Origin of the sequence: Micrococcus sp. 2A (genome assembly GCF_039519235.1) — a bacterium.
GTDB lineage: Bacteria > Actinomycetota > Actinomycetes > Actinomycetales > Micrococcaceae > Micrococcus.
Genome location: NZ_CP154351.1, coordinates 2,027,053 through 2,047,017, shown reverse-complemented (window position 1 = coordinate 2,047,017; position 19,965 = coordinate 2,027,053). Strand labels below are relative to the sequence as shown.

The window sequence follows — 19,965 nt, the reverse complement described above, 5'->3', positions numbered from 1 at the left end:
TCCAGCCTCCCGCCGGGACTCGGTCCGCACATCGACCGCCACGGTTGATCCCGGGTCAACCCTTCGGTTGATCCCGTCCCCACCCCCTGCGGAACGAGGTGTCACGATGTGTGGGAATCCGCCTCGGATACCAACGTTTCGTGACACCTGCTTCGGGGGGCGGAGGGCGGGGGCCGGCGGCGTCCGCCGTAGGGTGGCGGCATGAGCAGCACCCCGCCTCCGACGACGACGTCCGCCCCCGTCGCCGAGGCCGGTGAGCCGTCGGGCACCGCGGCGGTGCTGGCGGGTCTGCGCGTGATCCTGCACGTGGCCTTCGCGGCCATGCTCGCCGTCGGGCTGGCCCGGGCGCTCGCGGGCGTGCGCGCGGCAGGCGCCGGCCAGACGCCCGGGCCGTTCACGACCGTCGTGCTGGTTGGCCTCTCCGTCGCGCTCGCCGCCGTGTACCTGGCCGGCACCGTGGTCGAGCGGCGGCGCTGGCGGCGTGGGGCCGACGTCGGCCGGGGCGCGGCGGCCGTGTGGCTCGCCGTCGTGCTCGGGCTGTGGGGTCTGCTCGTGGCGCACCACCCCGACGTCGCGTGGGTGGCGTTCCCGCTCTTCTTCGTGGTGCTGCACGTGGCCGGCCACGTCGCGGGACGGCACCGCCGCCTGGGCCGGGTGGCGGGCACCCTCCTCGTGCTCGCCATGGCCGGCGTCGTGGGGCTGAGCATGGCCGCGGCCGGCGAGGGGGTGCGGCCCGCCGCCGTGATCGGCCCCCTCGTGGGGGCGGTGGTCGCGCTCGTGCTCTCGGGGGCCTACCGCGCCCTGCTCGAGGAGTCCGAGCGGCAGCGCGCCGTGGCCGAGGCGCTGCGGGCGACACGCGCGGACCTCGCGGCGAGCCAGCGCTCGGCGGGTGCGCTCGCCGAGCGCGAGCGCCTGGCGCGGGACATCCACGACACGCTCACGCAGGGCCTCGCCTCGATCGTGCTCGTCTCCCGCGCGGCGCAGGACGCACTGCGGGACGGGGACGCAGCGCTCGCGGGGGAGCGGCTCGAGACCGTGCGCGCGACCGCCGCGGAGAGCCTCGCCGACTCCCGCGCCTTCGTGCGCGAGCTGCGCAGCGGGGCCACGGGCGCCGGGCTCGTGGAGTCCCTCGAGGCGGCGGTGCGGGCCTTCGCGGCGCAGCAGGCCGCGGCGGGGACGCCGGTGGCGGCGGACGTGGACGTCGTCGGGGAGGCCGTGCCCGTCCCGGAGGCCGTGGAGACCGCGCTGGTCCGGGCGGTGCGCGCGTCCTTGGCGAACGTCGGCCAGCACGCCGGTGCCGAGCGGGCGCGGGTGTCCGTCGCCTTCCTGCCGGGGGAGATCACGGTGGACGTGGCGGACGACGGCAGAGGCGTCGACCCCGCCGGGGTCGACGGGCGTCATGCGGGCGGCCCGCGGACGGACGCCCCGCGGACGGACGGCTCGACCGGCGTCGGGCTCGCCGGGGTGCGCGAGCGCATGGAACTGCTGGGCGGGGAGGCCGCGGTGGAGTCCGCGCCGGGGGAGGGCACCGTGGTCGCGCTGCGGGTGCCCCTGCCGCGGACGCCCAGCGGCCCTGCGCGCGAGGATGACCGGGGACCGAGCGTGGAGGACGCATGATCCGCGTGATGCTGGTGGACGACCACCCCGTGGTGCGCGCGGGCGTGCGCGCCGTGCTCGAGGGGCACGAGGACCTCGCGGTGGTGGCGGAGGCCGCCGACGGCGAGGAGGCGCTGCGTGTGCTCGAGCGGGCCGCCGCCGAGGCCGAGTTCGAGGCGGTCGGGGCGGCCGGGCCCGGCGTCGACGTCGTGCTCATGGACCTGCAGATGGGCGCCGGCATGGACGGCGTGGCGGCGACGCGCGCGGTGCGGGGCCGGTTCCCGGGGCTGCCGGTGCTGATCCTCACCACGTTCGACGCGGACGCGGACATCCTCGCCGCCCTTGACGCCGGCGCGGCCGGCTACCTGCTCAAGGACGCCAGCAGCGAGGAGATCGCGGGCGCCGTGAGAACGGCGGCGGCGGGACGGCGCGCGCTCGCCCCGGAGATCGCGGCGCGGCTCGTGGGCCGGGCGGCCGGGGACAGCGGGGCGCTGACGCCGCGAGAGATCGAGCTGCTCACGCTGATCGGCGGCGGTGCAACGAACCGGGCGGCGGCCAAGGCGCTGTTCATCTCCGAGGCCACCGTGAAGACGCACCTGGTGCACGCGTTCCAGAAGCTCGGCGTGGACAATCGGACGGCGGCGGTGGCCGAGGCGCGGCGACGGCGGATCATCCGCTGAGGGGCGGACACCGCGGCGGGCCGGGACCTGCTGAAGAACGGGCGCGGCGGGCGGGTGCGGGGGCGGGCGCACCGGATGCGCCGCCGCCGTGCCTCAGCGGTTCCGCACGAACCGCGTGATGAGGGCGGCGGCCACGGTGGCCAGGGCGAGGATCACCGCGACCGTGCCCCAGCCGACCTCGCCCCGGCCGACCCCGAACAGGCGGAGGCTCCAGAAGCCGATGAGGGAACACGTGAACAGGGTGGCCACGAAGATCCACGCCGTCCGCAGGCCGGGGCCTGGTCCGTCGGCGCGACCGTGGTGGATGGGGGGCATCGTCATGGGCTCCACGGTAGGCGGCCCGAGCCCGGGGTGGCCAGGCGCCACCGCGTAGGCTGGAGCGCGTGAAGATCCTCGTGCTCGGCAACGGCGGCCGCGAACACGCGCTGCTCCGCGCCCTCTCCCGTGACCCCCAGGTCAGCGCCCTCCATGTGGCCCCCGGCAACGCCGGGATGACCGATGCCGCCACGCTCCACGCGGTGGATCCGACGGACGGCGCCGCCGTCGTCGCGCTCGCCCGCGAGCTGGACGCGGACCTCGTGATCGTCGGCCCCGAGGCCCCGCTCGCGGCCGGCGTCTCCGACGCGCTGCGCGAGGCCGGCGTCGCCGTCTTCGGCCCCTCGAAGGCCGCCGCCCAGCTCGAGGCGTCCAAGGCGTTCGCCAAGGAGGTCATGGCCGCCGCGTCCGTGCCGACCGCCGGGGCCCGCGTGTGCACCACCGCCGCCGAGGCCGAGGCCGCGCTGGACGCGTTCGGCGCTCCGCACGTGGTGAAGGACGACGGCCTGGCCGCCGGCAAGGGCGTGGTGGTCACCGAGGACCGCGCCGAGGCCCTGGCCCACGCCGAGGCGTGCTTCGCCGCGGGCGGCACCGTGGTGATCGAGGAGTACCTCGACGGCCCCGAGGTCTCCCTCTTCGTGGTGTGCGACGGCGAGGACGCGGTGCCGCTGAGCCCCGCGCAGGACTTCAAGCGCATCGACAACGGCGACGCCGGCCCGAACACCGGCGGCATGGGCGCCTACACGCCGCTGCCGTGGCTGCCCGAGCGATTCGTGGACGAGGTCATGGACCGCGTGGCCCGCCCGGTCCTCGCGGAGATGGCCCGCCGCGGGACCCCCTTCACGGGGGTGCTGTTCTGCGGCCTGGCCGTCACCGCGAAGGGCGTGCAGGTCATCGAGTTCAACGTGCGCTTCGGCGATCCGGAGACGCAGGCCGTGCTCGCCCGTCTCGAGACCCCGCTGGGCGGGCTGCTGGCCGACGCCGCCGCGGGTCGCCTCGGCGCGGACCGCGAGCTGGCCTGGAGCGCGGACACCGTGGTCGACGTGGTCATGGCCTCGGCCGGGTACCCCGCGAGCTCCTCGAAGGGGGACGTGATCGTGGGGATCGAGGATGCGCTCGGGCTCGACGGCGTGGACGTGCTGCACGCCGGGACGGCCGCGACCGAGGCCGGCGTGGTGACGAACGGCGGGCGCGTGCTGGCCGTCGTCGGGCGTGGGGCGGACCTCGTGGAGGCTCGCGAGCGGGCGTACGAGGGCGTGGAGCGGATCCGCTTCGAGGGCGCCCAGTGGCGCACCGACATCGCCGAGAAGGCCGAGCGCGGCGAGATCGCGGTGCCGGGTGCCGGCGCGGATCGCACGGCGGCGGGTGACGAGCGCGCGGCGGTGGGCGACGACGTCGTGGGCGCGGGGGGGCGCCGCGGCTTCGACGGCGCCGAGGCCCTCGAGCTGGAGGGGTGGCGCCACGTGTACTCCGGCAAGGTGCGTGACCTCTACGAGCCGGCCGACGCCGAGCCGGGACGCAGTGAGACGCTCCTGGTGGTGGCCTCGGACCGCATCAGCGCGTACGACCACGTGCTGGCGCCGCCGATCCCCGACAAGGGCGCGATCCTCACGCAGCTGACGCTGTGGTGGTTCGAGAGGCTCGCGGAGGGCTGCAACGGCGCGGCGGCGTCGCCGTTCGAGCACCACGTGGTCAGCACGGACGTCCCCGAGGCCGTGGCCGGCCGGGCCATGGTGGTCAAGCGGCTGGACATGTTCCCCGTGGAGTGCATCGCGCGCGGCTACCTCACCGGCTCGGGCCTGGCCGAGTACCGCGAGTCCGGGGCCGTGACGGGACTGCCGCTGCCGTCCGGGCTCGTGGACGGCTCGCGGCTGGACCCCGTGATCTTCACGCCCTCCGCGAAGGCCGAGGTGGGCGAGCACGACGAGAACATCACGTTCGAGCAGATGGCGGAGCGGGTGGGCGACGAGGCCGCGGCGCGGCTGCGCCACCTCACGCTCGACCTCTACACGCGGGCCGAGGCGATCGCGCGGGAGGCCGGGATCATCCTCGCGGACACGAAGGTGGAGTTCGGCGTGGACCCGACGACCGGGCAGATCGTGCTGGGCGACGAGGTGCTGACCCCGGACTCCTCCCGCTTCTGGGACGCCGACGACGTCGAGCCCGGGCGCGCGCCGGCCAGCTTCGACAAGCAGTTCGTGCGCGACTGGCTGACGAGCGAGGCATCCGGGTGGGACCGTGCCTCGGGCGAGGAGCCGCCGGCGCTGCCGGCCGACGTCGTGGCCAAGACCCGCGCGCGCTACGTGGAGGCGTACGAGAAGCTGACGGGCCGGACCTTCACCCCCTGACCCGTCCCACCCCCCGGCACTTTCGCCAGGGACATCGTCGTCTCCGTCCCCACTTCGTGGGATGGAGACGACGATGTCCCTAGCGAAAACAAGGAAGGGGGGCTGACGGCCGCGGCCTGCCGCTCCTGCACAGGGGCGGTCGTCGGGCGCGTCGTCCACGGATCGCGGCGCCGGCGCGCGGGGGAGACGTGGGCGCGGCCAGCATGCGGGGCATGGCACCCGTCGAGCCCGCGCCCCTCCCCGCTCCGCTTGCGCATTCCACGTTCCGGCTCACGGACCTGACCGCCGCGGGGTTCAGCGCCGAGCGAGCACGCCGCGCGGACCTCCGGTCGGTGATGCACGGTGTGCACCGCGCCACGGGCGCCGCCGTCGAGGACTGGCGGGCGCGCGGGCACGATGAGGACCCCGTGCCGTGGCCTCCGGAGGAGGCGGCCGCCGTCGTCCAGGAGGCAGGCGGGGTCCTCTCCCATCAGAGCGCGCTGCTGGTGCACCGCCTGGTGGTTCCCCGATGGGTGCGGCCTGACGGGCGTCTGCACATCAGCCGCCCCCATGGGCTCGGCATCTGCGATCGCGTGGGTGTGCGCACCCACGGCCGTGAGGTTCCGGCCGACGACGTCGTGGAGATCCACGGCATCCGCACCACCTCGGTGGAGCGGGCATGGCTCGACCTGGCCGCGCTGAGGCCGCGCGGGCCCCGGGACCCCCTCGTGATCGCCGGAGACGCGCTGGTGAACCGGCCGTGGGCGGACGGCCAGCGCAGTGACCCCGTCACGACTCCCGAGCGACTCCGAGAGGCTCTCCGTCGGACGGGCCGGTTCAAGGGAGTGCGCCTGGCGCGGGAGGGACTGCACCTGGTTCGGGTCGGGGCCGACTCCCCACCGGAAACCGAGCTCCGCCTCGCCCTGATCGAGGCTGGGCTGCCGGAGCCGGAGCTTCAGGTGCCCGGTGATCCGCAGGATCGGTTCGCCCGCATCGTCGACCTCGGCTATCGGGCGTGGCGGCTGGCACTCCAGTACGACGGCGAGCACCATCGGTCCCGCGAGCAGCAGGCACGCGACGCGCGGCGCGACGGATGGCTCCAGGACCACGGGTGGCGCTCGCTGCGCCTCACCGCCGACGACCGGCTGACCGGCTTCGCACGGGCGATCGAAAGTGTCCGCCTCCGGAGGGGAGAGGATCGGTCAGGTGAGCGAGTCCTCCCACGCCCCGTGGAGTGCCGCGAACCGGCCGCCCTGCGCCACGAGCTCCGCCGGGCTGCCGTCCTCGACGATGCGGCCGTCGTGCACCACGAGCACGCGGTCGGCGATCTCCACGGTGCTCAGCCGATGCGCGATGATCAGCGCCGTGCGGTTGCCCAGCAGCCGCTCGAGGCCGTCCTGCACGAGGCGCTCGCTCGGCAGGTCCAGCGAGGACGTCGCCTCGTCGAGGATCAGCACGGCCGGGTCCGCGAGGAACGCCCGCGCGAAGGACACCAGCTGCCGCTGCCCTGCGCTCAGCCGCCCCCCGCGCTTGGACACGTCGGTGTCGTACCCCTCGGGCAGCGCGAGGATGAACTCGTGCGCGCCCACGGCTCGCGCCGCCGCCTGGATCTCCGCCTCGGACGCCCCCGGCCGGCCCAGCGCGATGTTCTCCGCCACGGACCCGGAGAACAGGAACGCCTCCTGCGTCACCATCACCACGTTGCGCCGCAGGTCCCGGCTCGCCAGGTCCTTCAGCTCCACGCCGTCCAGGGTGAGCGAGCCGGACGTCAGGTCGTAGAACCGCGCGATCAGCTTCACCAGGGTGGACTTGCCCGCGCCGGTCTGCCCCACCACGGCCACGGTCTGCCCGGCCGGGATCGTCAGGTTGAACTCGGGCAGGATCACCTTCTCCGGCCCGTAGCCGAACACGGCGTCGCGGAACTCGATGCGCCCGGAGGCCACGCCCTCGCCGGGGCGCGTCGCCCCCGGCAGCAGCGCCGGCTGGGCGGCCTCGACGACGGCGGGCTCCTCCTCGAGCAGGCCCGAGACCTTCTCCAGCGCGGCGCCCGCGGACTGGAACGAGGAGTAGAACATGGCCACCATCTCCATGGGCTGGAACACGCGGCGCCCGGCGAGCAGCAGCGCCACGAGCACGCCCACCTCGAGGTCGCCGGCCAGCACGCGGAGGCCGCCGAACACCAGCAGCGCCACCACCGTGAGGTTGCCGGTCACCACGAGCACGGGCTGCAGCACGCCGAAGAGGTTCAGCGTCTCCACCATGTCGTCCCGGTAGGCGGTGGCCAGTCGGGTGTACTTCGCGTCGTTGGCCCGCTCGCGGCGGAACGCCTGCACAGCCCGGATGCCCGTCATGGTCTCCACGAAGTGCACGATGGACCGCGCGGAGGACACGCGGGAGCGGCGATAGGCCTCCTCGGAGCGCACCTGGTACCAGCGCACCGCGATCGCCACGGGCACGAACGCGATCAGCAGGACCAGGAACGACGGCGCGTCCAGCAGCACGATCGACGCGGACGTGAACACCATGAACAGCACGCCCGAGACGAGCGAGGACACGCCCTGGTCCAGCAGCTCCCGGAGCGCCTCGAGGTCCGAGGTCTGCCGCGAGATCACACGGCCGGAGGTGTAGGTCTCGTGGAAGCCGAGCGAGAGCCGCTGCGTGTGCTGGAACACCCGCACGCGCAGCGCCAGCAGCATGCGTTGGCTCGCCTTGGCCGTGAGCCACTGGTAGACGCCCAGCAGGACGCCCGCGGTCAGGCCCGTCAGGGCGTACACCCCGCCCACCAGGACGACGACGGGCCACGGGTCCGCGCCCGTGCGCACGGCCTCGACCACCTGGGGCAGGCCCCGGTCGATGGCCCACGCGATGATCAGCGGCACGGCCGCCCGCGCCGCGTTGGAGACGAGCACGAGCAGGGCGGTGAGCAGGAGCGTGCCCCGCACGGGCGCCGCGAGCTGGCGCAGCAGCGCCCACGAGCGGCGGCGGACGTGCCGACGCTCCTCGGGCGTGTACTCGAGGGACTCCTCCCCGCCCACGCCGACGACGCGCAGGGAGGCCGCCTGCGCCGGGTCCACCACGGTGAGCGTCGAGGTGTCGGGGCCCGTCACGCCGCGGTCGGCCGGGCGATCCGGTGCCGTGCCGGGCGCCTGCGCTCGGGGATCCTGCGGGTTCATCGGGCGTCCTCCGTGGTCGGGGCGGCGTGGGAACCGGCGGCGTCGGCATGGGACGCGGCGTCGCCGGCGTCGGCGAGCCGCTCGAGGGTGCGGTCGGCCTGCGCGCCCATGGTGATGATGTCGCGGTACGCGGCGGAGCGGGCGAGCAGCTCGGCGTGCGTGCCGACGTCGATGATCACCCCGTCCTCCAGCACCGCCACGCGGTCGGCGAGGGCGACCGTGGAGGGCCGGTGCGCCACGATCAGGGTCGTGGTACCGGCGAGCACCTGCCGCAGCCGGGCGGTGACCGCCTCCTCGGTGCGCACGTCAAGCGCGGAGAGCGGGTCGTCGAGCACGAGGATGGCCGGCCGGGCTGCGATCGCGCGGGCCAGCGCGATGCGCTGGCGCTGGCCGCCCGAGAGGCTGAGCCCCTCCTCGCCGATCTCTGAGTCCACGCCCTCGGGCAGGTCCTTCGCGAACCCGGCCTGCGCGGTGTCCAGCGCGGTCTCCAGCAGCGCCTCGGCGGCGGGGGAGTCCAGGCCGTCGGCGATCGCCTCCGCGGGCGCGCCGAGCAGCACGTTCGCTCGGATCGTGTCGGAGAAGAGGGTGGCGTCCTCGAACGCGATGGACACGCGGCGCCGCAGCTCCTCGAGGGGATACTCCCGCACGTCGAGCCCGTCCACCTCGACGGCGCCGCCCGTGACGTCCTGCAGGCGCGGCACGAGCTGCACGAGGGTGGACTTGCCGGAGCCGGTCACGCCCACGAGCGCCATCGTCTCCCCGGGCACGAGCTCGAGGTCGACGTCGGCCAGCAGGGGCGCGGCGTCCGCGGGCGTGTCCGGGTAGGCGAAGCGCGCGCGCCGGAACGCGAGGCGGCCCGACGACGGCGGCAGCCCGTCCAGCACCACGGCCGAGGTGGCCTCCGAGGAGGCGACGGCGCGCGAGGTGGCCTGCTCCTCGGCGGCGTCGGTGCCGGTCGGCGAGGCGATGGCGACGGGGGTGCGCATGACCTCGAGGTGCCGGTCGATGCCCGTCTTGGCGGCCAGGGTCATGCCCATGAGCTGGCCGATGCCCTCGACGGGCCGGGAGAGCACGGCCGTGGTGGCGAAGTACGCGGCCAGGGCGCCGACCGTGAGGTCGCCGACGGCCACGAGGTAGACGCCCAGGGCCAGCGCGACGCCGAGCACCACCTCGGGGAGGGCGACCACGAGGCCCGTGAACTGGGCGAGCACCGCGGCCTTGTGCACCTCGGTGCCCTGCAGGGTCTCCGCCTCCCCGCGGAAGCCCTCGAGCGCGTCGGGTCCGCGGCCGAACGCCTTGAGCACGCGGATGCCGTGCACGGACTCCTCCACCGTGGTGGCGAGGTCGCCCGCCTGGTCCTGGGAGAGGCGGGAGGCGGCGCGGAAGTCGTTGCGGAAGCGGAACGAGCGGATCATGATCGGCACGGCGGCCACGAGGTAGAGCAGGGCCAGCTGCCAGGACATGGTGAAGAGCAGCACGAGGCCCACCACGATGGTCACGCTCTCCACCACGAGCATCACGGACCCGAACGCGATCCAGCGGCGCAGCAGGGAGAGGTCCGCCTGGGCGCGCGAGAGCAGCTGGCCGGAGGGCCACGCGTCGTGGAAGCTCGCGGGCAGGCGCTGCAGCCGCCGGTAGATGCTGATCCGCGCCCGGTTCTCCACGTCCGCGGCGGGCGGCAGGATGAAGAAGCGGCGCAGCCAGATGAAGAACGCCTCGGCCAGGCCCAAGGCGCCCAGGGCGAGCGCCGCCCACCACACCCCGGCAGCGGGGTCCGCGGGACCCGGGACGCCGGGGGCCGAGTGCGCGAACACGGTGTTCACGAGCACGCGGATCACCTGGGGGATGGCCAGCGCCACGAGCCCCGCGGCGAGGGCGGCGAGGAGCCCGCTCACCCAGCGGCCGCGCACGCCCTCCAGGTACGGGGCGACCCCGTGCAGGGCGTCGCGCAGGGGGAGGGGCTCGGAGGAGGTGCGGGTCACACGCGCACTCTACCGGCGGCGGCGGACCTCACAGGGCGGGATCGCCCCAGGCAGGTGCGGTTCGGAGGGTCCCGCTCAGACCCGGGGCACGAGGTCCAGCACGACCGCCTCGGGCCGGCACGCGAACCGCACGGGTGCCGACGGCGCCGAGCCGAGCCCGGCGGACACCTCGAGGGGCACGGTGCGCCCCGCCGCGGTCCACGTGGACACGCCCGATGCCTGGGAGCGGGGCAGGTCGCAGTTGGTCACGATCGCCCCGAAGCACGGGAGGCACACCTGCCCGCCGTGCGTGTGGCCGGCCAGCAGCAGGTCGGCACCGTCCGCCGTCATGGCGTCCAGCACCCGCCGGTACGGGGCGTGGGTGACGCCGAGGCGGAGGACGCCGTCGTCGGGACGGGCCGCCGCACCGGACGGCGCCGCGGCCTCCTCCGGGAAGCCCGGCCACGCGTCGAGGCCGAGGTGCGGGTCGTCCGTGCCGGCGGCCGCGACGCGCGTCGGCACGCCACCCTCGGAGCCCAGCTCGAGCACGGCCCCCCGGTTGGTCAGGTCCGCCCACCCGGCGGCACGGAAGGCGCCGAACAGCTCGCCGTGCGGCAGCTCGGCCCGCCCGGCCTCCATCCGGGAGGGCCCCCGGAGGTAGCGCAGCGGATTGGCCGGCTTGGGCGCGTAGTAGTCGTTGGACCCGGGGACGAACACGCCGGGCATGTCCAGCAGCGGGCCCAGCGCGTCGAGGACGAGCGGCACGGAGGCCGCCGCGGAGATGGTGTCCCCCGTGTTCACCACGAGGTCCGGCTCCAGGTCCACGAGCCCGCGCAGCCACGCGAGCTTCGCGCGGTGCCGGGGGAGCAGGTGGATGTCGGAGAGGTGCAGCACGCGCATCGGCCGCGCCCCCGCGGGCAGGACCGCGAGCGTGTGCGTCCGCACCACCCGGGCCTCGGCCTCGGCGAGGCCCCAGGCCAGGCCGAGGGCCGCCGTCGTGCCCGCGCCGACGGCGACCCGCGCGCCGGTGCGCACGAGCCGCCGTCCACGGCCCCGGGTGAGGTCCACGGTGCTCATTCCGGGACGTTCTCGGGGTCCGCGCCGCCACGCTGGATGTCCTCCACGAAGAAGTCCATGCCGTCCGGGTGCGGACCTTCCTCGCCGGGGTCCTCGGACTGCGGTCCGGAGTACTCGGGGAGCTCTCCCGGGGGGTAGATCTCCTTCGCGCGCTGGTTGAACTCGAGCCAGGACGGGCCGTTGAAGGTGGTGCCATAGAAGACGTCGCGCTTCTGGCCGCGGACGGTCTCGCCGATCATCGACTTCAGGTTGGTGTACCGGCCGGACCACACGGCCGTCGCCAGCTCGGTGGTGTAGCCCACGAACCACGTGGAGGAGTTGTTGTTGTTGGTGCCGGACTTGCCGGCGAACTCGTAGCCCGCGCCGTCCGGGGCCAGGTTGTAGCCGGCGTGGTGGCGCAGAACGGGGGTCAGCTCGGCCACGTGCTCGGGGGCGACGACCTGGGTGCAGGTCGGCTCGCCCACGTCGTACTGGTTGCCGGTGGTGTCCGTGACCTCGAGGATCGCGCGCGGCTCGCAGTACAGGCCGTTCGCGGCGAGGGCCGCGTAGGCCCCGGCGAGGGAGAGCGGTGCCACGGAGTCCGAGCCCAGCAGGAAGGTGGGCTCGTCCGGCTGCAGCGGGGAGCCGTCGATCGCCCGGCGGATGCCCAGCTGGGTCGTGAGGTTCGTGATGTCGCAGAGGTCCATCTGGTAGGCCGTGGCCACGGTCGGCGTGTTGACGGACCAGAAGATGCCCTCGTCGATGCGGTCCCGCTTCACGAGGCCGTCCACCACGTTGTTGATGTTCCAGTCGGTGCCGATGCTGACGTACCCGCCGGGCCGGCACGAGGCCTGGAAGCGGGTCCCCGCGGGGTAGAGGTTCCGCGAGGCGTCCACGGTGTCCACCAGGTGGTTGCCGTTGCGCAGCCACGCGAGCGCCACGAAGGGCTTCAGGGTGGAGCCGGCCTGGAAGCCGGCGCCGCCGCCCCACTCGCGCTCCGCGTTGAGGTTGAGCGTGGTCCGGCCCAGCTCGTCCTTGATGGCGTACTCGGTGTTCTGCGCCATCGTGCGGATGTTGCCCGTGCCCGGCTCGAGGGACACGAGGGCCTGGCCGGCGCCGTAGGCCTCGTCGTTCGGGATGGCGCGGCGCGTGATGTCCTCGGCGGACTTCTGCAGCTCGGTGTTCAGGGTGGTGCGGATGGTCAGGCCGCCGCGGTCCAGGAGGGCGCGGCGGGAGAGCACGTCGGGTCCGAAGGTGGGATCGGCCAGGACCTGGCGCTCCACGTAGTCGCAGAAGTAGGCGCCGAACTCGGCGTTGAGGCAGCCGGACGGCACGCCCTTCATCACGACCTCGAGGGGCTGGGCGAGGGCGTGCTGCAGCTCCTCCTCGCTCAGGTAGCCGTTGTTGCGCATGGCGCGCAGCACGGTGTCCCGGCGGTTCGTGGTGCCCTCGGGGTTGCGGGAAGGGTTGTAGCCGGTGGGGGACTGGACCATGCCGGCCAGGGTGGCGGCCTCCCAGCTCTCCAGCTCGGCGGCGGGCTTGCCGAAGACGTACTGGGACGCGGCCTCCACGCCGTAGGCGCGGCCCTGGAAGAGCGTGATGTTGAGGTAGCCCTCGAGGATCTGCTCCTTGGACATCTGCTTCTCCGCGGCCACCGCGAGCTTGATCTCCTTGACCTTGTCCGACACGTTCTTGTTGCCGGAGATGGTCAGGCGGGAGTCGCCGCGGATCTGCTGGGAGTTGATCAGCAGCTGGTTGACGTACTGCTGGGTCAGCGTGGAGGCTCCCTGGGTGGAGTCCGAGGTGGCGTTGTGCACGGCCGCGCGGACCAGGCCGCGGGCGTCCACGCCCTCGTGCTGGAAGAAGCGGGCGTCCTCGATGGCCACGATCGCGTGCTCCATGTGGTCCGAGACCTGGTCCAGGGTGACCGGCGTGCGGTTCTCCGCATAGAACGTGGCCAGCACCTGGCCGTCTTCCGAGACGATCGTGGAGGGGACCGAGACGGGCTCCGTGGGCAGCTCGTCCGGCATCCGGTCCAGCATGTCCTGCCCCACGCCCACGCCCGCGCCCGCGAGGCTCACGGCCGGCAGCATCAGCCCCGCCACGAGCAGCCCCGCCAGAGCGGAGAGCCCCAGGTACGCCAGCATCCGTCCGAGGACGCTGGAGCGAGCGGGGAGGGGGGACTTGCGGGACGCCATGGCGGGAAGTGTATCCCGCGTGGCTGGGCCGCCCTGCGGGCGGGACGCGTGCTCGCTACGCTGGTCCCATGACCCAGCACACGCGGTGGGAGTACTCCACCATCCCCCTCCTCATCCACGCGACCAAGCAGATCCTCGACCAGTGGGGTGAGGACGGGTGGGAGCTCGTGGCCGTGATCCCCGGCCCCGAGGGCGCCAACCCCGTGGCCTATCTCAAGCGCCCCAAGGCCGCGTGAGCCCGATGACGGAGCCCGACCGCCCCTCCTGGGGCTCCGGGACCGCGGCGGACCGGCTCGCCGCGCTGGGCCTCGCCCGGCCCGCCGTCGCCGCCCCCGTGGGCTCCTACGTCCCCGCCGTGCGGGACGGGGACCTCGTCCTCACCTCCGGCCAGCTGCCCTTCGTGGACGGCGCCCTGCCGGCCACCGGCAAGGTCGGCGCGGAGGTGGACCCGCAGCGGGCCGCCGAGCTGGCCCGCGTCGCCGCGGTGAACGCCGTGGCGGCCGTGCATGAGGTGGTCGGCGACCTCGAGCGCGTCGTCCAGGTGGTCAAGGTGGTCGGCTTCGTGGCCTCCGCCCCCGACTTCACCGGTCAGCCCGGCGTGATCAACGGCGCCTCGGACGTGCTCGCCGAGATCTTCGGCGACGCGGGCCGCCATGCCCGCTCCGCCGTCGGCGTGGCCGTGCTGCCCCTGGACGCGCCCGTGGAGGTCGAGATCACTGTCCGCGTCCGCTGACGCCGCCGCGCGGCGGGTCCCCGTCCCGGACCAGGACGTGGACCTCACCCGCCAGTGGCTCGCCCAGCGATTCCGGCAGGTGCGCCCCGCCCGTCCGGCGTCCGCCGTCGTGATGGTGCGCGAGGGGACGGACGGGCCCGAGGTGCTGCTGCGCCACCGGACGGGGAACACTCCCCTCGGGCGGGTGGGCCTTCCCGGGGGCTCGCTCTCCACCTCGGACGCGGAGACGTGCCGGTGGTTCGGGCCCGAGCCCGCGCGCTGGTCCGCGTGCCTCGGCATCCCGGATCGGCGCCGCGCCCGCCAGCACGTGGTGGCCGCGGTCCGCGAGCTCTTCGAGGAGACCGGCGTCCTGTTGGCGGGGCGCTCGGACGGGGACATCGTGCTCCAGCCCCGTGGCCGCTCCTGGGGCGGGACACGGGCCTCCCTCGAGCAGGGGGAGGCGGGACTGCCCTCGCTCCTGGACTCCCGCGGTCTGGGACTGCGCGCCGACCTGCTGCGCCCGCTCGAGCGCTGGCAGAGCGCCCTCCACAGCCACCGGCGCTTCGACACGGTGGTGTTCGCCGCGGCCCTGCCGCCGCAGCAGACCGCGTCGGAGGCGGCCGCCGGCGCGAGCGAGCGGGGCTGGTGCTCCGCGCGACGGATCCTCGAGGGGCCCGTGGCCCTGCCCGGTCCGGAGGGCTGGCTCGGCGAGGCGGGCACGGTGCGCCTCGACCAGGTCTCCACGCCCATGACCCAGGCGCTGCTGCGGCGTGTGGCCGCCCACCGCACGGCCGCCGCCTTCCTGCTCTCCCTCACGGAAGGGGTGGGGCGGGGCGCCATCCCGCAGCGCACCGTGGTCACCGAGCCCGACGACGGCAGCGGCCGCCTGTGGATGCACGCCGAGGAGACCGGGCGGCACTGAGCACACACGAGGGGGCCCGCCTTTCAGCGGCCCCCCTCGTGTGTGCGGTGCGGGTCAGCGCGAACGCTGGCGCAGGCGCTGCAGGTCCAGGATCACGACGGCGCGGTTCTCGAGGCGGATCCAGCCGCGCTGCACGAACTCGGCGAGCGCCTTGTTCACGGTCTCGCGAGAGGCGCCCACCAGCTGGGCCAGCTCCTCCTGCGTGAGGTCGTGGGCCACGAGGAGCCCGTCCGCCGCGGGGCGGCCGAAGCGGTCGGCCAGGTCCAGGAGCGCCTTCGCGACGCGGCCCGGAACGTCGGAGAAGACCAGGTCCGCGAGGGACTCGTTGGTCTTTGACAGGCGCTGGGCGAGGGCCTGGAGCAGCTGGAGGGAGACCTCGGGGGAGGACGCGATCGCGCGGCGCAGGTTCTCGTGGCGCAGGCCCGCGAGGCGGGCGGCCGAGACCGCAGTGGCGGTGGCGCTGCGCGGCGCGGGGTTGAACAGGGCCATCTCTCCGAAGATCTCACCGGGGCCGAGCACGGCCACGAGGTTCTCGCGCCCGTCCGGAGCCGTCCGGCCGAGCTTCACCTTGCCGGACATGATCACGTACAGCTGGTCGCCCTGATCGCCCTCGTGGAACGCGGACGAGCCGCGCGAGAGCTCCACCTCGGTCAGCTCGGAGGTCAGGATGGCGAACACCTCGTCGTCCAGGTGAGTGAACAGCGGGGCCTTCCGCAGAACCTCGAGATCCATGTGCGTCCTTCCTCTGCCTGTCTCACCCCGACGGCGTGCCGCCGAAGTCTGTCCGGTCCATTGTGCCCCATGCCCCTCGAGGCTGCCGATACCCTGGAGTCCCCCACGGCGCCTGCCGACGCGGACGCACCGCGCGGGGAGAGGATGAGGAGTGGACACGGGATGATCTTCGGCCTGACCTGGTTGGACGCGGTGCTGCTCGTGCTCCTGGTCATGTTCTTCGTGCAGGGCCATCGCCGTGGCCTCGGCGTCGTGCTGGGCAACCTGGCGGGGTTCATCGCGGGCGCGCTCATCGCCTTCCTCGCCGTGCCCGTCGTCTCCCAGTGGGCCACCGGCACGGGCTGGCGGTGGGTGCTCACCCTGGTCACGGTGGTGGCCCTCGTCGCCTCGGGCCAGTACGTCGGCGCGGCGATCGGCGCGCAGCTGCGCCTGCGCATCGGTCCGCCCGTGCTGCGCCGCGTGGACCGGCTCCTCGGCGCGCTGGCGTCGGTGCTCGTGGCCGCGCTCGTGATGGGCCTCCTCTCCTTCTCCCTCGGTGCACTGGGCAACACCGCGGTCACCCGTGAGGTCGCCCGGTCCCGCGTGCTCACCACGGTGGACGCCGCCATGCCCGACGCTGTCCTCTCGTGGGCGGCCCGCGCCCGCGCCGCGGTCGCCGGCCTCGACGGCCTCCCCGAGGTGGAGCTGCCCGCACCCGCCGAAGACGCCGACGCGCCCGACCTGCCGCCCGTGACCGCGGCGCTCGGCTCCGGCGCCACGGGGTCCGGCGGCCCCGACGCCGCTGCCGTTCCCGGCTCCTCGGCCGCGGCCCCCGGTGGTGAGCCGTCCGGCGGCGCGGCCCCTGCGGACACCCCGGGCGCGGCCCGGCCCGGCGAGGCCGGCACCCCCGGCGACGCGGGCACCCCGGGCGAGCCGGGGTCGGCCACGTCTGCCGACGACTCGGCGGGAGCGGGGCCTGCACCGCTCCCCAGCACCCCCGCGCAGGGGGAGCCCGGCGCGTCCCAGCCCGGCGCACCCGAGCCGGACGCCGCACCGTCGCGCTCCCAGCCGGACGCGCCCGCAGACCCGGCCTCCTCCGCGCCCGCACCGGCCGCCGCGGCGTCGAGCCCGACGACGGCGGCTGCCCGTCCATCCGGACCGGCCGCCGCACCGCAGCCGGCGCCGGCCGCCGACGTGTCCCGCTCCGTGGTCCGCCTGACCGGCACCGCCACGGCCTGCGCGCAGGTCCAGAGCGGCTCCGGAGTGGCGATCGCCCCGGACCGCGTGCTCACCAACGCCCACGTGGTGGCCGGCGTCCCCGCGCCCACCGTGCTCGACCGCGACCGCGGGGTGTACGCGGCACGCGTCGTCCTCCTGGACACGGCCCGGGACCTCGCGGTGCTCGCCGTCGACGGGGCGCAGCTGCCCGTGGCGCGTCTGGGTGCGGAGCTGGGCGTGGGCGACACGGCCACGGCCATGGGCTACCCGGACAGCGGCCCGTTCGCCACCACCGCCGCCCGCGTGCAGGCCGTGGGCGAGGTCCCGCTCGAGGCCGTGGGCGGCGGCGCCGTCTCCGCGGTGGACGTCTACACCCTCGAGGCGGACATCCGCCACGGATACTCCGGCGGGCCCGTGGTGGCGGAGGACGGCACGCTCGCCGGCCTCGTGTTCGCCCGCGCGCCGGGGTCGGGTCAGATCGGCTACGCCCTCACGGCGGACGCGATCGCCCGGACAGTGGCGGTCGCGCCCAGCCTGAGCTCCACCGTCTCCGCGGGGCAGTGCGTCGTGGGGGGCTGACCCGCACCACGGCCGCGTCTGCATCCTGGACGCGGGTTCCCACGCATCGGACGATGTCGTATTGTGTGGTCGATCACATCTGCACCCCGTCCTTCCCCGGAGGTCCCCCATGTCCACATCCGTCTCCGCCACGGACGCCGCACCGCGGCAGTCCCGTGAGGAGTTCACCGGCCGCTGGGCCTTCATCCTCGCGGCGATCGGCTCGGCGGTCGGCCTCGGCAACATCTGGCGCTTCCCCTACGTGGCGTACGAGAACGGCGGCGGCGCCTTCGTCGTCCCCTACCTCATCGCGCTCCTCACCGCGGGCATCCCGCTGCTGTTCTTCGACTACGCGATCGGCCACCGCTTCCGGGGCTCGGCGCCCCTGGCCTTCCGCCGGCTGAACCGCTGGGCCGAAGCCATCGGCTGGTGGCAGGTGCTCATCTGTGTGGTCATCGGCATCTACTACGCGGCCATCATCGCGTGGTCCATCCGCTACACGGGCTTCTCCCTCACCCAGGAGTGGGGCGACGACCCCGAGGGCTTCTTCAACGGGACCTACCTCCAGGTGGCCGACGCCCCGCAGCCCTCGTTCGACATCGTGCCCGGCGTGTTCTGGCCGATGCTCGCGGTGTGGGTCATCCTCATCCTCGTGATGGGCTTCGGCATCCGCCGCGGCGTCGCGCTGGCCTCCATGATCGGCATTCCGCTGCTCATCGTCATGTTCCTCGTGCTGGTCGTCATCGCCCTCACCCTGCCGGGCGCCACGCAGGGCCTCGACGCCCTCTTCACCCCGAACTGGGCGGCCCTGGCCGAGCCGGGCGTGTGGATCGCGGCCTACGGGCAGATCTTCTTCTCCCTCTCCGTGGGCTTCGGCATCATGATCACCTACGCGTCCTACCTGAAGAAGCGCACGAACCTGACGGGCTCCGGCCTCGTGGTCGGCCTGTCCAACTCGGGCTTCGAGATCCTCGCCGGCATCGGCGTGTTCTCGGCGCTGGGCTTCATGGCGCAGGCCTCCGGCGTGCGCGTGGACGAGGTGGTGGCCAGCGGAATCGGCCTGGCCTTCGTCGCGTTCCCCACGCTGATCTCCCAGGCCCCCATGGGCGCCCTCGTGGGCATCCTCTTCTTCGGCTCCCTCGTGATCGCGGGGTTCACCTCGCTCATCTCCATCCTCGAGGTCGTGGTCTCGGCGGTGAAGGACAAGCTGGGCTGGGGCCGCTGGACCACCGTGCTGGTGGTGGTCGGCCTCTCGGCCGTCGTGTCCCTCGCACTGTTCTCCACCACCACGGGCCTCTACATGCTGGACACCATGGACGCCTTCGCCAACAACTTCGGCATCGTGGGCGCCGCCCTCATGTCGGTGCTCGTGGTGACGGCCGTCCTCGGCTCGGCGCGCCGGATCGTGGCCCACCTCAACGCGGTCTCCTCGTTCCGTGTGGGCGGGATCTTCACGCTGCTGATCGGCGTGGTCATGCCCCTGGTGCTCTCCTACATCTGGCTCTCCTGGATCATGGAGACCATCCGGGACGGCTACGGCGACTACCCGGGCGACTTCCTCGGCCAGTACGGCTGGGGCCTGGCCCTCGGCTCGGTGGCCTTCGCGGTGCTGCTGTCCCTGATCCCGTGGTCCAAGAAGTCGAACCTCTATGAAGAGCCCGTGGAGAACGAGATCCACGGCGACCTCATCCCGACCCACGCGGTCCCGGCCGGCACCACGCCCACCGGCGCCATCCCCGTGGTCCGCACGGACACGACGGACCCATCCGTCGACGCGGCGGCCCGTGCCGTCCGGAAGGAGCACTGAGCCATGAGCATCGCAGCCATCATGATGATGACCCTCGCGATCGTCCTGGTCTGGGGAGGTCTGGTCGTCGCGATGATCCACCTCGTGCGGCACCCGGACGAGACCTCCGGCCACCTTCCGGACGAGGCCTGGGACGCAGCCGACGAGGAGGCGTTCGGAGCCCCGGTGGACGACGACGCCCCCGCTCACCGCGTCTGATGCACGCCGGATGACCCCGCGCACCCCTGCGCACCGCGAGGGCGGGGAGGCTGCCACGGCGGCCTCCCCGCCCTCGCGTGTCGCCGCGCCGTCCCTGCCGTGTCTGTCGGTCGACCGCTCGGCCCCGGATCCCGCCTCGGCGCAGCTCGTGGACGCCGTCGTGGACGCCGTGGCCCGCGGTCTCCTCGCCCGCGGCGACCGCCTCCCGCCCGTGCGCACGCTGGCCGGGGAGCTCGGGCTCGCCCCGGGCACCGCGGCCAAGGCCTACAAGGAGCTCGAGGCTCGCGGGGCCGTGGAGACCCGCGGTCGCGCGGGCACGTTCGTCGCGGCGTCCGCGGAGGGGTGCAGGGAGGAGGCCCGACAGGCAGCACGCCGCTTCGTGGACGAGGTCGTCGGCCGCCTCGGCTTCACGCCCGCCGACGCCGTGAAGCAGGCCCGCCTGGCCGCCGCCGCCCGGGGCTGAGGCGCCGCGGCGTCGCGACCCTGACCACGCACCAGACCTGAGCGCCACGACGAACGAGCCCTGCGACGTG

At 74.3% G+C, this 19,965-nt stretch carries 16 protein-coding genes; 10 read left to right on the top strand and 6 right to left on the bottom strand.

Features of this window, described 5'->3' with window-relative positions:
- Positions 1-201 precede the first annotated feature (201 nt).
- Both AAG742_RS09415 and AAG742_RS09410 read left to right on the top strand, forming a co-directional pair.
- Positions 202-1,617, top strand: coding sequence for a sensor histidine kinase (locus AAG742_RS09415; protein WP_298712579.1), 1,416 nt, complete (start codon positions 202-204; stop codon positions 1,615-1,617).
- On the top strand, positions 1,614-2,276 hold the full coding sequence (locus tag AAG742_RS09410) for a response regulator transcription factor (protein WP_298712581.1): 663 nt from the start codon (positions 1,614-1,616) through the stop codon (positions 2,274-2,276). Before AAG742_RS09415 ends, AAG742_RS09410 begins: the two co-directional genes overlap by 4 nt.
- A gap of 93 nt (positions 2,277-2,369) precedes the next feature.
- Here AAG742_RS09410 and AAG742_RS09405 read toward each other — a convergent pair whose 3' ends face one another.
- Positions 2,370-2,597: a hypothetical protein gene (locus AAG742_RS09405; RefSeq protein ID WP_298712584.1), complete on the bottom strand. Its 228-nt coding sequence runs from the start codon at positions 2,595-2,597 to the stop codon at positions 2,370-2,372.
- 62 nt (positions 2,598-2,659) lie between these two features.
- Between AAG742_RS09405 and purD the strand changes: the two genes are divergently transcribed.
- Positions 2,660-4,939: a phosphoribosylamine--glycine ligase gene (gene purD / locus AAG742_RS09400; RefSeq protein ID WP_298712587.1), complete on the top strand. Its 2,280-nt coding sequence runs from the start codon at positions 2,660-2,662 to the stop codon at positions 4,937-4,939.
- Positions 4,940-6,120: 1,181 nt separating this feature from the next.
- Here purD and AAG742_RS09395 read toward each other — a convergent pair.
- From AAG742_RS09395 to AAG742_RS09380, 4 genes are all read right to left on the bottom strand, one after another.
- Positions 6,121-8,091, bottom strand: coding sequence for an ABC transporter ATP-binding protein (locus AAG742_RS09395; RefSeq protein WP_298712589.1), 1,971 nt, complete (start codon positions 8,089-8,091; stop codon positions 6,121-6,123).
- Complete coding sequence (locus AAG742_RS09390; RefSeq protein ID WP_343282091.1) at positions 8,088-10,073, bottom strand: ABC transporter ATP-binding protein; 1,986 nt, start codon at positions 10,071-10,073, stop codon at positions 8,088-8,090. Before AAG742_RS09390 ends, AAG742_RS09395 begins: the two co-directional genes overlap by 4 nt.
- A gap of 75 nt (positions 10,074-10,148) precedes the next feature.
- Positions 10,149-11,129: a metallophosphoesterase gene (locus AAG742_RS09385; RefSeq protein ID WP_343282090.1), complete on the bottom strand. Its 981-nt coding sequence runs from the start codon at positions 11,127-11,129 to the stop codon at positions 10,149-10,151.
- On the bottom strand, positions 11,126-13,306 hold the full coding sequence (locus AAG742_RS09380; protein ID WP_298712597.1) for a transglycosylase domain-containing protein: 2,181 nt from the start codon (positions 13,304-13,306) through the stop codon (positions 11,126-11,128). Before AAG742_RS09380 ends, AAG742_RS09385 begins: the two co-directional genes overlap by 4 nt.
- 68 nt (positions 13,307-13,374) lie before the next feature.
- Between AAG742_RS09380 and AAG742_RS09375 the strand changes: the two genes are divergently transcribed.
- From AAG742_RS09375 to AAG742_RS09365, 3 genes are read left to right on the top strand one after another with little or no spacing between them, the layout of a single operon-like run.
- Positions 13,375-13,542 carry a DUF4177 domain-containing protein gene (locus AAG742_RS09375; RefSeq protein WP_248117929.1) on the top strand — a complete coding sequence of 56 codons (168 nt, stop codon included), beginning with the start codon at positions 13,375-13,377 and terminating at the stop codon, positions 13,540-13,542.
- 5 nt (positions 13,543-13,547) lie between these two features.
- A complete protein-coding gene (locus tag AAG742_RS09370) occupies positions 13,548-14,039 on the top strand; it encodes a RidA family protein (protein ID WP_248117932.1) in 492 nt (163 codons plus the stop codon).
- Between the two features lie 37 nt (positions 14,040-14,076).
- Positions 14,077-14,940, top strand: coding sequence for an NUDIX hydrolase (locus AAG742_RS09365; protein ID WP_298712600.1), 864 nt, complete (start codon positions 14,077-14,079; stop codon positions 14,938-14,940).
- Between the two features lie 54 nt (positions 14,941-14,994).
- Here the strand turns inward: AAG742_RS09365 and AAG742_RS09360 are convergent, their stop codons facing one another.
- On the bottom strand, positions 14,995-15,672 hold the full coding sequence (locus AAG742_RS09360; protein WP_248117936.1) for a Crp/Fnr family transcriptional regulator: 678 nt from the start codon (positions 15,670-15,672) through the stop codon (positions 14,995-14,997).
- Between the two features lie 162 nt (positions 15,673-15,834).
- Here AAG742_RS09360 and AAG742_RS09355 point away from each other — a divergent pair, with 162 nt between their 5' ends.
- The 4 genes from AAG742_RS09355 (at position 15,835) to AAG742_RS09340 (ending at position 19,895) form a co-directional block, all read left to right on the top strand.
- Positions 15,835-17,448, top strand: a complete 1,614-nt coding sequence (locus tag AAG742_RS09355) for a CvpA family protein (protein ID WP_298985002.1) — start codon at positions 15,835-15,837, stop codon at positions 17,446-17,448.
- Between the two features lie 109 nt (positions 17,449-17,557).
- A complete protein-coding gene (locus AAG742_RS09350) occupies positions 17,558-19,234 on the top strand; it encodes a sodium-dependent transporter (RefSeq protein WP_298712605.1) in 1,677 nt (558 codons plus the stop codon).
- Between the two features lie 3 nt (positions 19,235-19,237).
- Positions 19,238-19,432: a methionine/alanine import family NSS transporter small subunit gene (locus tag AAG742_RS09345; RefSeq protein WP_298712608.1), complete on the top strand. Its 195-nt coding sequence runs from the start codon at positions 19,238-19,240 to the stop codon at positions 19,430-19,432.
- Between the two features lie 10 nt (positions 19,433-19,442).
- Positions 19,443-19,895, top strand: a complete 453-nt coding sequence (locus AAG742_RS09340; RefSeq protein WP_343282089.1) for a GntR family transcriptional regulator — start codon at positions 19,443-19,445, stop codon at positions 19,893-19,895.
- The last annotated feature ends 70 nt before the right edge of the window (positions 19,896-19,965 follow it).

Coding starts and splice junctions, on each gene's coding strand:
- AAG742_RS09415 (WP_298712579.1), top strand. CDS start 202: ATGAGCAGCACCCCGCCTCCGACGACGACGTCCGCCCCCGTCGCCGAG.
- AAG742_RS09410 (WP_298712581.1), top strand. CDS start 1,614: ATGATCCGCGTGATGCTGGTGGACGACCACCCCGTGGTGCGCGCGGGC.
- AAG742_RS09405 (WP_298712584.1), bottom strand. CDS start 2,597: ATGACGATGCCCCCCATCCACCACGGTCGCGCCGACGGACCAGGCCCC.
- AAG742_RS09395 (WP_298712589.1), bottom strand. CDS start 8,091: ATGAACCCGCAGGATCCCCGAGCGCAGGCGCCCGGCACGGCACCGGAT.
- AAG742_RS09385 (WP_343282090.1), bottom strand. CDS start 11,129: ATGAGCACCGTGGACCTCACCCGGGGCCGTGGACGGCGGCTCGTGCGC.
- AAG742_RS09380 (WP_298712597.1), bottom strand. CDS start 13,306: ATGGCGTCCCGCAAGTCCCCCCTCCCCGCTCGCTCCAGCGTCCTCGGA.
- AAG742_RS09375 (WP_248117929.1), top strand. CDS start 13,375: ATGACCCAGCACACGCGGTGGGAGTACTCCACCATCCCCCTCCTCATC.
- AAG742_RS09370 (WP_248117932.1), top strand. CDS start 13,548: ATGACGGAGCCCGACCGCCCCTCCTGGGGCTCCGGGACCGCGGCGGAC.
- AAG742_RS09360 (WP_248117936.1), bottom strand. CDS start 15,672: ATGGATCTCGAGGTTCTGCGGAAGGCCCCGCTGTTCACTCACCTGGAC.
- AAG742_RS09355 (WP_298985002.1), top strand. CDS start 15,835: ATGATCTTCGGCCTGACCTGGTTGGACGCGGTGCTGCTCGTGCTCCTG.
- AAG742_RS09350 (WP_298712605.1), top strand. CDS start 17,558: ATGTCCACATCCGTCTCCGCCACGGACGCCGCACCGCGGCAGTCCCGT.
- AAG742_RS09345 (WP_298712608.1), top strand. CDS start 19,238: ATGAGCATCGCAGCCATCATGATGATGACCCTCGCGATCGTCCTGGTC.
- AAG742_RS09340 (WP_343282089.1), top strand. CDS start 19,443: ATGACCCCGCGCACCCCTGCGCACCGCGAGGGCGGGGAGGCTGCCACG.